The sequence below is a fragment of the Acinetobacter sp. YH12201 genome, assembly GCF_013418145.1.
In the GTDB taxonomy this organism is placed as follows: domain Bacteria; phylum Pseudomonadota; class Gammaproteobacteria; order Pseudomonadales; family Moraxellaceae; genus Acinetobacter.
This window is the reverse complement of the sequence record NZ_VPCP01000013.1, coordinates 37,900-50,122: the sequence shown is the minus strand read 5'-3', so window position 1 is coordinate 50,122 and position 12,223 is coordinate 37,900. Positions and strand designations below refer to the sequence as shown.

Genomic DNA, 12,223 nt, shown 5'->3' with positions numbered 1-12,223 from the left:
GCCTATTTAAGCGATGTACTGAAAAGGTTGCCGACACATAAAGTGACCCAGATTGAAGAATTACTGCCACACCGCTGGAAATCCAACTCAAATTAAAAAATGGCGATGGGGTTCAGCGGACGCTTACGTATATTTTACTTTTTTCATCGGGACATTCTCTCAGAAAGTTTGGTCTCCGACAAACCCGGTACGGTTCAGAGTTTCTAGGGAAATATATTAAAATGCAGATTGAGCGATAAGGTTTATCACTTAGCCAGTTTTACGTATTTAAAATTAATCACATCATTGCTTAAAAGCTGCTGCGTGAAGTCATAAGGACTTATAAAGTTGTTCTGATTTGCTTCCAGGTAGTCACTCCACCAATTCAGCATAGCTTTTCGTTCTTCCATGTATTCAGCTTGGTGCGTATATGCTAAACGTACCTGGTCACGTTCTTGGTGGCTCATTTGCTTCTCTACTGCTTCTTTTTGAAATAGAGTGCTTTGCACCAATGCAGAACAAGCCATACCCCTAAAGCCATGCCCGCATATCTCATTATCAGTGTCATACCCTAAACGGCGCAAAGTATTATTAATTGTAGTTTCACTGATGAAGCCTTGAGGGTCGCCGTTTTTGGGAAAGACATTTTTAGTCATGTGGCTGTAGATATAAATCTCATTAAGAATAGAAATGACTTGAGGCGATAAAGGTATCAGATGCTCAGTTTTCATTTTGGCACCACGATTAGAATACTTCTGCCCTTCTATTAATTCCCGCTCTGGTGGTATGGTCCATATCCCCTTTTTAAGATCGAACTCAGTCCAACGAGCAAAACGTACTTCACTAGAACGCGCAAAAGTATGTAAAGTAAACGCCGTGCATAATCTTGTTAATGGATAACCAGTATCACTGTTTAATCGCTGTAATAGTTCAGGCAGTCGCTCAAGTGGCAACTGCGGATAGTGTTTTGCCTTATTGGTCTTAACAAATACATCCTTTAAAAAATAGGATGGGTTTTCTTCTAATAAACCTCTTGAGATTGCATAAGCAAAGATGGCACTAAATCTCTGTCTTGTTTTCTTAAGTACCTCTGTAAATCCTTTTTCCTCAATTGACCGCAAAACCATAACCAAATCTTTAGGCTTCACTTCATCAACAGACTTCTCTCCAATCAAAGGGAATACATACTCTTCTAAATTTCTTAATGCTTTGTTTGCTGTATCGGGTATCCATCTGCCTGTATTGCTGTATTCCTTGTGCCAGTCCCGGGCTATGGCTTCAAAACTAAATGAGTTGTCCTTTTTATACTTTTGGATTTCTTCATATTCGATTGGATCTGTACCCTGTGCCAATAACTTTTCATATTCGCGGCGTTTATCCCTTGCTGACTTTAGGCTTAGTGCTGGAAAGTTGCCCAATGTCATCAATCCATCTTTACCATTGGCTTTTTTATATTTATATCGCCATACCTTAGTGCCACTTTTTCTGACAAATAGAATTAAGCCCTGTCCATCGTATAAAGAATAGTCTTTATCTTGTGGCTTGGCGCTTGTGCATTTGGAATCTGAGAGCGGTGTTATGTGCTTGGCCATAGTCAGAATAAGGATACAAAAGTGGATAGAATCGAATATATCCTCATATATATCCTTATAACTTGCAACTATATCCTTATTTATTTTGTTATATTCTGCTATATTTTTATTATAAAGCCTTATATTTAAAGGCTTTCAGAATATATTTTTGTATGTTTAGCTATTGATTTGGTGCGCTCAGCGGGACTCGAACCCACGCCACAGGCTTCGGAGACCTGTACTCTATCCAGTTGAGCTATGAGCGCGCGATGCACATCATAACAAAAAAAACGGTAAGGTAAAGCAACTATATATAAGTCATCACTTTTTGTGCTTATACTTTGAGCAATGTTCCATTATTGCAACAGACAATTCCTGCTTATTTACTTGGTTTATTCAGCAAGATCACTCACAATACTCCTACTATTCACCAGGTGAGAATTTCATGACTGATGCATTGACCTTGAGGGACGTATCCAAAACCTATCGTAACGGTTTTCAAGCACTAAAAGGAATCAACCTAACGGTACCTGAAGGTGAGTTTTATGCCCTCCTTGGTCCAAATGGTGCGGGTAAATCAACCACCATTAGCATCATTAGCTCACTGACCAAAAAAACCTCCGGTACAGTGGAAATTTTTGGCCATAATCTGGATACCCACCCTTCAGAAGCCAAACAATGCCTGGGTGTCGTACCGCAAGAATTCAACTTTGGTCAGTTTGAAAAAACCTTTGATATTTTGGTGACTCAAGCCGGCTATTACGGTATTCCTAAAAAAATTGCAGAAAGCCGGGCTGAAGAATATTTGGAAAAATTAGGCCTATGGGAAAAACGTGGCATACAGGCACGCATGCTTTCTGGCGGAATGAAACGCCGTTTGATGATCGCCCGTGCCATGATGCATCAACCCCGGCTGCTCATTTTAGATGAACCGACTGCCGGTGTGGATATTGAATTACGTCGTTCCATGTGGGACTTCCTCACTGAAATGAACGAAAAAGGTACATCAATTATTCTGACTACGCATTATCTAGAAGAAGCTGAAATGCTATGCCGTCGCATTGCCATTATCGACCGTGGTGTGATTAAGGAAGATACTAGCATGAAATCTTTCTTAAACCAGCTGAGTGAAGAATCCTTTATTTTTGACCTGGTCGAACCGATTCAACCCATCCATCTGGATATTATTGGCGTGCGTTTTAATTTAATTGATCCAGTGACCTTAGAAGTCACCATGGACAAGGCACATACCTTGAATGAACTGTTCCAACTGCTGGAAGCACAAGGCATTCAAGTACGCAGTATGCGTAACAAGTCGAACCGTCTGGAAGAAATCTTTGTAAAAATGGTGGAAAAAAATCTTGAAGGAGCCGCGCAATGAACTTCAATCAACTCAGTGTTGCGCTCTATACCCTGGTACATAAAGAAGTGCGTCGCTTCATGCGCATCTGGCCACAAACCTTATTGCCACCTGCCATTACCATGAGTTTGTATTTCGTGATTTTTGGCAATTTGGTCGGTTCACGGATTGGCACAATGGGTGGCTTTAGCTACATGCAGTTTATTGTACCCGGCTTGATTATGATGGCGGTGATCACTAACAGTTATGCCAATGTCTCCTCCAGTTTCTTTAGTGCCAAATTCCAGAAAAGCATTGAAGAACTAATTATGAGTCCTGTACCGCTGCACATGATTTTGTGGGGCTATGTAATTGGTGGTGTTTGCCGTGGTGCCTTGGTTGGTATAATTGTCACTGCAATGAGCCTGTTCTTTACTGACTTATATATTACCAACTGGTTCGTCACTATATATACCGTGCTGATTACGTCATTCTTATTTTCATTAGGCGGTTTTATTAATGCTGTTTATGCAAAATCATTTGATGATATTTCGATTATCCCCACTTTTGTACTGACTCCACTGACCTATTTAGGTGGTGTATTCTATGCCATTAGTGCTTTAAGTCCATTTTGGCAAAATCTCTCTTTAATTAACCCGATTGTATATATGGTGAATGCCTTCCGTTTCGGCATTTTAGGTCATAGTGATGTCAATGTTTCCATTTCATTGACTGTAATTACCTTATGTTGTGCCGTACTTTACGGTATAGCTTACTATTTACTTTCTCGTGGTTCAGGAATGCGTGAATAATGAGTGTAGAACATTCTCTATTAGGTAAAGACACCAATTATCCAACAGAATATCAACCCGATATTCTGTTTCCAATTTCACGTGCCACTGCGCGTGAAAAATACGCCCATGTTGAAGGCATTCAACACGGCAAAGACTGGTGGCATGTTTTTGAAATTTCCTGGTTAAATGCGGCTGGCATTCCTCAGGTGGCGATTGGTCGTATCACTCTGCCGGCATCCTCACCCAACCTGATCGAATCAAAATCTCTCAAGCTCTACTTTAATAGTATGAACTTTACCCAATTCGATTCAAAAGAAGCATTTATTGCAACGGTCGAAAAAGATTTATCTGCTGCGGCAGGTGCACCGGTCACGCTGACTTTATTTCAGGTAGATGATCTGGATATTTCCAAACCTGAAGGAATCTGTATTGATGATTTAAGCCCTGAACGCCTGGAAAACCATCCAGATGCGAGTTTATTAACATTAGACACAGAAAATAGTGAACAAGTTGAAGTACAACTTTATTCACATTTACTCCGCAGTAACTGTCCAGTCACCGGCCAGCCAGACTGGGGCACAGTTTTTATACGTTATCAGGGTAAAAAACCTTGTTATCGCAGTATTTTAGCTTATATTATTTCCTACCGTCAGCATAACGGTTTCCACGAACAATGCGTGGAACAGATGTTTGCCGACATCTGGCAAAACCTTGCGCCGGAAAAACTGATGGTATATGCAACTTATACACGTCGTGGCGGATTAGACATCAACCCTTGCCGTGTATCCGATGCGACATGGATGCCTCGCCCCATTCGTTTGGCGCGACAATAAAATGAAGAATATTGAGGTTGTTTAACATGCCATTTTTTGGTTTTATTCCTTCTGCAGAATTATTAACAAGTATTCAAACAGGTCAGGAAAAGAAAAATTCCAGCGAACCGCTATACCCTTTACGCGACAAGACTGCATTGCTGATCAATGATGAAATCATTGATGCTATTTTGACTGAGCTTGTGCGTCGTTTCCCAGCCAGTGATAAACGTGATACCGCTGAAAAACTGGCCGGTTATGTCAAATCAACCGTTGCAGTTTTATTGAAACAGTTGTTGAGTAAATCCTCCAATGATGTAGTAAAACAATCCATTGAGTTTTCACAAAAAAGCCTGTTTAAAGATGCAGCTGGCAATTTCCGTGTAGGTGAACCATTAGATGCCAGTCTGGTGACCAATCTTAAAAATAGTTATGCGGAAATTAAAGCAGGCAATGAGGTAAATAAAGCAGTCTTAACTGAACTTTATAAGCAGTTTGCTGAAGCGACCGTGCGTCATTTCATGAATGACTTTAATAAAACCCTAGATTTGGGCATGATCAAGCGTAAAGCTGCCGATCTGGGTTCTGCTGCAGTGATTAAAGCCGTACATATTGCTGTGGAAAAAATCATTCCGCATCTAACTAAAGGTGAGTTATTGGTACTGGCTGAATATCACGATACCTTATTTCATTCTTGAGCACATTTAACATGATCTAAAACCTGGCAATCGCCAGGTTTTTTATTGCAAAATTTTATTCCCAAACCATAAGTGCAGCACTACTGTCTTTGTGGGTATTTGTCTTGATCAAATTTATAGATGTACTGGGTATTATATAAATTTCAGAAAAGACTTTATGATCTATTCCTCCATCATTTATACAAATAATTTCAATATAAAGTGTTGAGCAAAATTAAATCGTGATTAATTCACTTTTTATACTATTTTAGGGCTTAAATTTTTATCTCTTTCATGTTTTTTATAGCAACAATCATCAAGAAAAATTTCAATTTATGAACTTGTAAGATGGTTGTCTAGCAAGCAGATTCTTGCATGCTTGAATAAGAGATAAAAAAGCAGGAATTCTTCTAAATTTTGTTTTCAAATAGACTTTTTTAGCAATCTGATACAAAGAAGCCATAACAGAACATATTTTTAGCTGACTGGTAAATATTAGATGATTTATTACAATTAAGCATCCATCCAACCAGATACAATGTTCTGATGTTTTTTCAGACAAACACTTCCTGATAATGCAAAATCACTACTAAATTTCATATTCTGGGCTTATATAAAACGTATCATTGCAAACAATATAAAGAACCGAACTGGATCAGCTCAAGCAGACTGAACTTTAATTTGCAGTTCTTCTGCTGAGTATACACAGTACAGTTCAAAGAACTGGCATCAAATACATGGATTTATGCAACAAATAACGTTCTTTGTCTTTTTTTGTATATGAACTTGTGGATACAGCCTTGGTCAATGCTATCTTAACCACTTGAAAAATTCCGTTATCTTTCATGAAATGGATTTTTGGTCACTATATTTGTAATACCGTCTTTTAGCGTCGTGATGTCAATTTACACACACTGATTATGTTTTTGGAACTTTGAGTAATATGTTAAGTATCAACTTTTATAACAGCATTAAACGTCTTCCTTTACTTCTCGGTGCACTTTCCATCACCAGCTTCTGTCAAGCCAACGATTTTTATAATCACCCCGCATATAACAGCTTTAGACAACAAACCATGCAAACTTATAGCTTGAGTGCAGAACAGGTCGATTGGGCCATGAATGGCTCAAAAAACCTGCCTAATATCATCAATATCATGAACCGCCCTGGTGAAAGTAAACCCTGGTATGAATATAAAACCAATTTTATGGCGGAAAGCACCATTCAGCGTGGGGTACGTTTCAAAGCTCAGTATGCCGATACTTTAAACCGCGCTGAACAGCAGTTTGGTGTACCGCAATCGATCATTTTAGGGATTTTAGGGGTAGAAACCGGTTTTGGTGCCAATAAAGGTAATTTCATTACCCGTGATGCCCTAGCAACCTTAGGCTTCGGCTATGAGCGACGTGCCCAGTATTTCCAGGATGAGCTTGCTGCACTGATTGCATGGACCTATAAAGATGGAGTACCTGCCAGCTCAGTCGTTGGCTCTTATGCTGGAGCGATTGGTTATCCTCAATTCATGCCGAGCAACATTAGCAAAATGGGCGTGGACTATGATGGCAATGGACATATTGACTTAAGAAATTCTGCCGTAGATGCTATTGGTTCTATTGCCAACTACTTGGCACAATATGGATGGCAACGCAATCAACCCATCGGCTTTGCCGCCCGCTATACAGGGAATAATCCAGACTCAGTTATTGCAAAAGATTTGGAACAGCCAACACCATATGGCGCTTTAAAAAATCAAGGCATCACACCGATCAATCCGATTGTACAAATTGATGATCTGGATATGGTAAATATTATTCAACTTCAAGATAGTTATGGCCCGATTTATTATATTACCTATCCAAATTTTCAGGTCATTACGACCTACAACAAGAGTCGCATGTATGCTACAGCGGTATGGCAATTAGGTAACGAAATCGTCAGCCGTTAAGACTGGTTTTTACCAAATAATACTAAAGTCAAGATTTATTTTTACTAAATTGTTTATAAAATGGACGTTTTAAATATTATGTTACAATATTGATTAAATTTTAATCTAAAAATGATGATTTTCTGTACTTTTTGTAATTATTTTAATTAAAAAGTAGACAGCTTTAGCTTGGCATGAATATTATCCATCTCGTCAAATGTAGTTGCAAAAGAGAATTAACAGACTTGATCGCTTTTATTTCAATCGCTTAATTGAGATAAAAGAGCAGTCTTTAGGAGTTTAATAATGCATTCCTCGATAAAGTATATTTTAGCCTTAACCACCACCTTTGCCCTGAGTCAGTCTCAAGCAGAATTGGTGCAGTCATCATTTAATACCGATAGTGACAACTCCCGCTTGGCCACGCGTGTATTAAATAAAGATGCTCAAAATTTTAATTCTCACTTTTCAAATTTAAATAGTCTTTCAATCGCTGAACGTTCTGGTGATAAAATTCGTCGCCAAACGATTGCAGCAAAAATTGAAATCCCTACAGACGAGCCTTCAGTGATTGAAAAGCTAAATACTGTTGCATCGAATACAGTACGTAAATTTAGCCAAACTGGTGCAGCTTCTTGGTACGGTCGTCAGTTCCATGGCCGTAAAACTGCAAGTGGTGAAACTTTCGATATGAATGGTTTAACTGCAGCTCACCGTAGCCTGCCATTGAACTGCTATATTCGCGTAACCAATAAAAACAATGGTAAGAGCGTAGTGGTAAAAGTGAACGACCGTGGTCCATTCCATGGTAACCGTGTTCTAGACTTATCTTATGGTGCTGCAAAACAACTTGGTATTACTAATGCAGGTAGTGCAAAAGTAAACATCGAACGTGTGGATGGTCCAAATTCATAAGAGCTTGCCAGACTCCTGATACATTTGACACAAAAGCCACTTCTTGTGGCTTTTTTAATGCCTGACCAAAAGTACCCATCTCCTCAATCTTGTTCACAACACCCCAACATCACCCATCCTTTACAAACAAATATTACTAAGCCGCTCATGTGAGGACTGCTGTCTGGTTTATATTTTATCTTTACAAGAATAAAGCATGGATTGATGGATGTTCATCAACAAAAAGCCGGAGTAAACGAGGAAAGCTATAACAGAATGGTTGAATGAATATAGAGAAAACCATCAGAACAAAATTAACAAAGTCCTTCACTGAGCTTATGTGCTCGCTATTTTATTTTCGATCATTGCTCTTGCTCATTTCAGTGCGTTAATCACCGCCTTAATTTTGATCTTAAGCTTGGTCTTTTTACACGAATAAACTTAGTCCTTGCTGTCGCAATGGCTGCTCTCATTCTAATCATGGCGTGGCTGATTTTTATTTTGCCTATAGGAACAGGATTTTATATTGCGCTTTTCATTTTAGCCTGAATCGGGCAATTTTATAGCCATAAAGTCGAGAGAAAAAAGTCTTCCTTGTTTAAATATCTCGAATTCCTCCTGATTGGCCGCATATGATGCATGAATGCCTACATAATCGAACTACCACCAAAATTTTAAACCCGCCAAAAATCGCAAAACAACGCAATTTAAAAGCACTTATCGTTTTAGCCTTCTAAAGGACCTTTATTGATAGGTTCTCCCTTTTTATTTCAACCATCCTTCCGCATATCATTATTGTGGAGCGTGAGTAATCCAGTAAATTAACCCACCTTTTTCAGAGTACTCCTATTCTTCATAGAACCCGACCGTATCTCCCTTTTGCAATCCATCAATGCGGGGATTTAAATCAATATTATGAGCCACTAACACGGTTAGGCCATTCTGCAATTGTAGAATAAACTTTTGCTGACGTGAGCCGTTGTTATCATCCCCTAAAACCACTTTGACTGTTCCGCTTGACTGGAGCTGTATATTGTTTTTTTGTGTTTGAAAGACCTGTTGAATTTTTGCATCATCATTTGGAATTTGAAAATTTGATGCTTTCGAATCTAGAGAGGCTTTCTGAAATTGTGATTTCGATAAAATTTCAGTATGTGCTTTTGAATTGCGGAGCAATTGATTTAAAGGATTTTGCCGTTGTTGTAAATCAATACCAAAATAGACAGCAACTAAAACAAGAATAATGGCATCGATGCCCATCTAGGCTTTGTTCACCATCTTTATTGCTCTCTCATAATTCTAAACTCTGCATAAAAAAAGCCCCAAACGGGGCTTTTTTTTGCAAATAATCAGAGATTATTTTGCAGCAGCTTGAGCAGCAGCAACTTCTTCAGCGAAAGAAAGTTCAGCTTTTTTCTCAATACCTTCACCCACTTCAAAGCGAACGAATTGAGCAACTGTAGTCGCAGTTGATTTAAGAACATCAGCAACTTTCTTGTCGTTGTCGATTACGTACATTTGACGCTCAAGAACAACTTCGTTCAAGTATTTTTCAACTGAACCAGTTACCATTTTTTCAACGATGTTTGCAGGTTTACCTGATTCCAATGCTTTCGCTTCAGCAATTTCTTTTTCTTTAGCGATAAGATCAGCAGATACGCCTTCCGCAGTTACAGCAACTGGGTTGAACGCAGCAACGTGCATCGCAATACCTTTACCAGTAGCAGCATCACCGTTGTAAGATACAACAACACCAATTTTTAAACCGTGTTTGTAAACTGCAAGGTTTTCGCCTTCCACAATTTTCGCACGACGTACTTGGATGTTTTCACCGATTTTTTGAACAAGAGCAATACGCGCTTCTTCAACAGTTGAACCATCTTCAAGTTTCAATTCAGCAATTTTAGCAGCATCAGTTTCATTTGCAGCAAGCGCAGCAGCAGCAACTTTAGTCGAGAAACCAGCAAAGTTTTCGTCTTTAGCAACGAAGTCAGTTTGGCAGTTTACTTCTACAAGAATAGCTTTATTGCCTTCTTGAACGATAGTGATTGCACCATCAGCAGCAATGTTGCCAGCTTTTTTAGCTGCTTTTGCTTGACCAGATTTACGAAGGTTATCAATCGCTAATTCGATGTCACCGTTCGCTTCTGTTAATGCTTTTTTACATTCCATCATTGCTAAACCAGTACGGTCACGCAATTCTTTTACCATGCTCGCAGTAACTGCAGTCATGTTATTCTCCTAAATACGGTAGAAAAATGAATCTGTTCAACAAAAACGGCCCAAAGTGTTCTCTGGACCGTTTCGCTTTCTTGACGCTTAATTTGCCACGGTTACATGTCGCAAAAATGACAATTCTGCGTCAAAACGCATTAAGCCTCTGGAGCTTCTTTAGCAGCTTCTTCGCCTTTAGCTTGAGCATTTGCTTGTGATTGAGCGTACTCTTTACCAGCAAGGATAGCATCAGCCATAGCAGAAGCGTAAAGTGTAACCGCACGGATCGCATCGTCGTTACCAGGAATAACGTAATCTACGTTGTCTGGGTTAGAGTTTGTATCAACGATACCGATTACAGGAATACCCAAGTTTTTAGCTTCTTTAATCGCGATTGATTCGTGGTCAACGTCAATTACGAATAATGCGTCAGGTAAACCACCCATGTTTTTAACGCCGCCTAAAGCACGTTCAAGTTTTTCCATTTCACGAGTACGTTCTAAAGCTTCACGTTTAGTAAGTTTAGCAAAAGTACCGTCAGTAGATTGAGTTTGAAGATCTTTTAAACGGTTGATAGATTGGCGAAGTGTTTTCCAGTTCGTCAACATACCACCTAACCAGCGGTGGTCTACGTATGGTTGACCAGCGCGTTGAGCTTGTTCACGAATGATGTTAGAAGCAGCACGTTTAGTACCAACAAACAATACTTTGTTCTTTTTGCTTGCAAGATTGTTAACAAAGTTCAAAGCATCATTTAACGCAGGAACAGTGTGCTCAAGGTTGATGATGTGAATTTTGTTACGCGCACCAAAGATGTATTCGCGCATCTTTGGGTTCCAGAAACGAGTTTGGTGACCGAAGTGAGCGCCTGCTTGAAGAAGGTCGCGCATGCTTACGTTGTAATCTGCCATTTTCTTTACCTTAAAGTTTGGGTTAGGCCTCCATATATCCGCATTCTCCACTCTTGCGAGCACCCAGAGAAATGTGTCGATATATGTGCGGATTTTATTGCCCCATCGCACAAAGCCCGTGAAATTTATTCACGAAAAAGCATTTGATAAAATGGGCGGCTATTTATACCATAGTCACACACAAATTTCCAAAAGTTTTTAAAGATCATGAACAGTACTTACGAAGCTCCTCGTCGACTCATTAAAACCCCTGAAGAAATTGAAAAAATGCGTGTGGCGGGTCGACTGGCGGCAGAAGTTTTGGATATGATCAAACCGCATATCAAACCGGGTGTCTCTACACTCGAACTGGATACCATCTGCCACGATTATATCGTCAATAAACAGGATGCCATTCCTGCCTGTCTTGGTTATGGTGCAGCACCCGGCCGCCCGGCATTCCAGCATGTCATTTGTACTTCCGTCAACCACGTAGTGTGTCACGGCATTCCATCTGCAAGCAAAATCCTGAAAAAAGGCGATATTCTGAATATTGATGTCACTGTCATTAAAGACGGCTATCACGGCGACACCAATATGATGTATATCGTCGGCAGTGAAACTTCAATTCTTGCCGATCGTTTATGCAAAGTGGCTCAAGAAGCCATGTACCTCGGTATTGCGACGGTAAAACCAGGTTCTACCATTGGTGATATTGGCAATGCCATCCAGAAATATGTTGAATCAGAACGCTTTGGCGTCGTACGTGAATATTGTGGTCATGGTATTGGCACCGTATTCCACGACGAACCGCAAGTTTTGCATTATGGTCAACCCAATACCGGTATGGTGCTTGAAGAAGGCATGACCTTTACCATTGAACCGATGGTAAACGCTGGCGACTGGAAAACCAAAATCTTAGGTGACAAATGGACGGTGGTGACCAAAGATCATAGCTTGTCCGCACAATATGAACACACCCTTTTAGTGACAAAAACCGGTGTTGAAGTATTGACTGCCCGTCCTGAAGAAGACCTGTCCCGCTTTAATCAATAAGTTCATTTCAAATTAATTTAAATGGCTACTGTTTTTGTAGCCATTTTTATTTAAAGTGGTCTTTATTTGAACG

The 12,223-nt window shown here is 39.7% G+C and carries 11 protein-coding genes, 1 tRNA gene and 2 pseudogenes; 9 read left to right on the top strand and 5 right to left on the bottom strand.

Annotation, left to right across the window (positions count from 1 at the left end; genetic code table 11):
- The coding region (locus FTU91_RS04625) for a transposase domain-containing protein (protein WP_141192730.1) at positions 1–96 on the top strand (96 nt) is incomplete at its 5' end.
- 149 nt (positions 97–245) lie between these two features.
- On the opposite strand, the gene FTU91_RS04620 is transcribed toward FTU91_RS04625, so the two are convergent.
- Complete coding sequence (locus FTU91_RS04620; RefSeq protein ID WP_180044596.1) at positions 246–1,571, bottom strand: integrase arm-type DNA-binding domain-containing protein; 1,326 nt, start codon at positions 1,569–1,571, stop codon at positions 246–248.
- Positions 1,572–1,740: 169 nt separating this feature from the next.
- A tRNA-Arg gene (locus FTU91_RS04615) sits at positions 1,741–1,816 on the bottom strand.
- A 179-nt stretch (positions 1,817–1,995) separates the two neighbouring features.
- Here FTU91_RS04615 and FTU91_RS04610 point away from each other — a divergent pair.
- The 7 genes and pseudogenes from FTU91_RS04610 to FTU91_RS16545 all read left to right on the top strand — a co-directional run bounded on the left by FTU91_RS04610 (position 1,996) and on the right by FTU91_RS16545 (position 8,626).
- Positions 1,996–2,931 carry an ABC transporter ATP-binding protein gene (locus tag FTU91_RS04610; RefSeq protein WP_180044597.1) on the top strand — a complete coding sequence of 312 codons (936 nt, stop codon included), beginning with the start codon at positions 1,996–1,998 and terminating at the stop codon, positions 2,929–2,931.
- Entirely contained in the window at positions 2,928–3,701 is a 774-nt protein-coding gene (locus FTU91_RS04605) for an ABC transporter permease (protein WP_086195004.1), read from the top strand. The genes FTU91_RS04610 and FTU91_RS04605 overlap by 4 nt, the downstream gene beginning before the upstream one ends.
- Entirely contained in the window at positions 3,701–4,516 is an 816-nt protein-coding gene (queF, locus tag FTU91_RS04600) for an NADPH-dependent 7-cyano-7-deazaguanine reductase QueF (RefSeq protein ID WP_180044598.1), read from the top strand. Before FTU91_RS04605 ends, queF begins: the two co-directional genes overlap by 1 nt.
- Before the next feature lie 26 nt (positions 4,517–4,542).
- Positions 4,543–5,193: a hypothetical protein gene (locus FTU91_RS04595; RefSeq protein WP_180044599.1), complete on the top strand. Its 651-nt coding sequence runs from the start codon at positions 4,543–4,545 to the stop codon at positions 5,191–5,193.
- Between the two features lie 922 nt (positions 5,194–6,115).
- Entirely contained in the window at positions 6,116–7,117 is a 1,002-nt protein-coding gene (gene mltB, locus FTU91_RS04590; protein ID WP_180044552.1) for a lytic murein transglycosylase B, read from the top strand.
- A gap of 285 nt (positions 7,118–7,402) precedes the next feature.
- Positions 7,403–8,011 (top strand): septal ring lytic transglycosylase RlpA family protein, encoded by a 609-nt coding sequence (locus tag FTU91_RS04585; protein WP_200224315.1) that lies wholly within the window; start codon positions 7,403–7,405, stop codon positions 8,009–8,011.
- 247 nt (positions 8,012–8,258) lie between these two features.
- Positions 8,259–8,626, top strand: a pseudogene (locus FTU91_RS16545) (Mpo1-like protein).
- Between the two features lie 156 nt (positions 8,627–8,782).
- Here FTU91_RS16545 and FTU91_RS04580 read toward each other — a convergent pair.
- From FTU91_RS04580 to rpsB, 3 genes and pseudogenes are all read right to left on the bottom strand, one after another.
- A pseudogene (locus FTU91_RS04580) lies at positions 8,783–9,250 on the bottom strand (DUF3465 domain-containing protein).
- Between the two features lie 96 nt (positions 9,251–9,346).
- On the bottom strand, positions 9,347–10,222 hold the full coding sequence (gene tsf, locus FTU91_RS04575; protein WP_086194999.1) for a translation elongation factor Ts: 876 nt from the start codon (positions 10,220–10,222) through the stop codon (positions 9,347–9,349).
- A 140-nt stretch (positions 10,223–10,362) separates the two neighbouring features.
- Positions 10,363–11,115, bottom strand: a complete 753-nt coding sequence (gene rpsB, locus FTU91_RS04570; RefSeq protein WP_086175302.1) for a 30S ribosomal protein S2 — start codon at positions 11,113–11,115, stop codon at positions 10,363–10,365.
- Between the two features lie 207 nt (positions 11,116–11,322).
- Here rpsB and map point away from each other — a divergent pair, with 207 nt between their 5' ends.
- Entirely contained in the window at positions 11,323–12,150 is an 828-nt protein-coding gene (gene map, locus FTU91_RS04565; RefSeq protein WP_180044554.1) for a type I methionyl aminopeptidase, read from the top strand.
- The last annotated feature ends 73 nt before the right edge of the window (positions 12,151–12,223 follow it).

Excerpts from the sequence above, each read along its gene's own strand:
- FTU91_RS04620 (WP_180044596.1), bottom strand. The coding sequence starts at position 1,571 with ATGGCCAAGCACATAACACCGCTCTCAGATTCCAAATGCACAAGCGCC.
- FTU91_RS04610 (WP_180044597.1), top strand. The coding sequence starts at position 1,996 with ATGACTGATGCATTGACCTTGAGGGACGTATCCAAAACCTATCGTAAC.
- FTU91_RS04605 (WP_086195004.1), top strand. The coding sequence starts at position 2,928 with ATGAACTTCAATCAACTCAGTGTTGCGCTCTATACCCTGGTACATAAA.
- queF (WP_180044598.1), top strand. The coding sequence starts at position 3,701 with ATGAGTGTAGAACATTCTCTATTAGGTAAAGACACCAATTATCCAACA.
- FTU91_RS04595 (WP_180044599.1), top strand. The coding sequence starts at position 4,543 with ATGCCATTTTTTGGTTTTATTCCTTCTGCAGAATTATTAACAAGTATT.
- mltB (WP_180044552.1), top strand. The coding sequence starts at position 6,116 with ATGTTAAGTATCAACTTTTATAACAGCATTAAACGTCTTCCTTTACTT.
- FTU91_RS04585 (WP_200224315.1), top strand. The coding sequence starts at position 7,403 with ATGCATTCCTCGATAAAGTATATTTTAGCCTTAACCACCACCTTTGCC.
- tsf (WP_086194999.1), bottom strand. The coding sequence starts at position 10,222 with ATGACTGCAGTTACTGCGAGCATGGTAAAAGAATTGCGTGACCGTACT.
- rpsB (WP_086175302.1), bottom strand. The coding sequence starts at position 11,115 with ATGGCAGATTACAACGTAAGCATGCGCGACCTTCTTCAAGCAGGCGCT.
- map (WP_180044554.1), top strand. The coding sequence starts at position 11,323 with ATGAACAGTACTTACGAAGCTCCTCGTCGACTCATTAAAACCCCTGAA.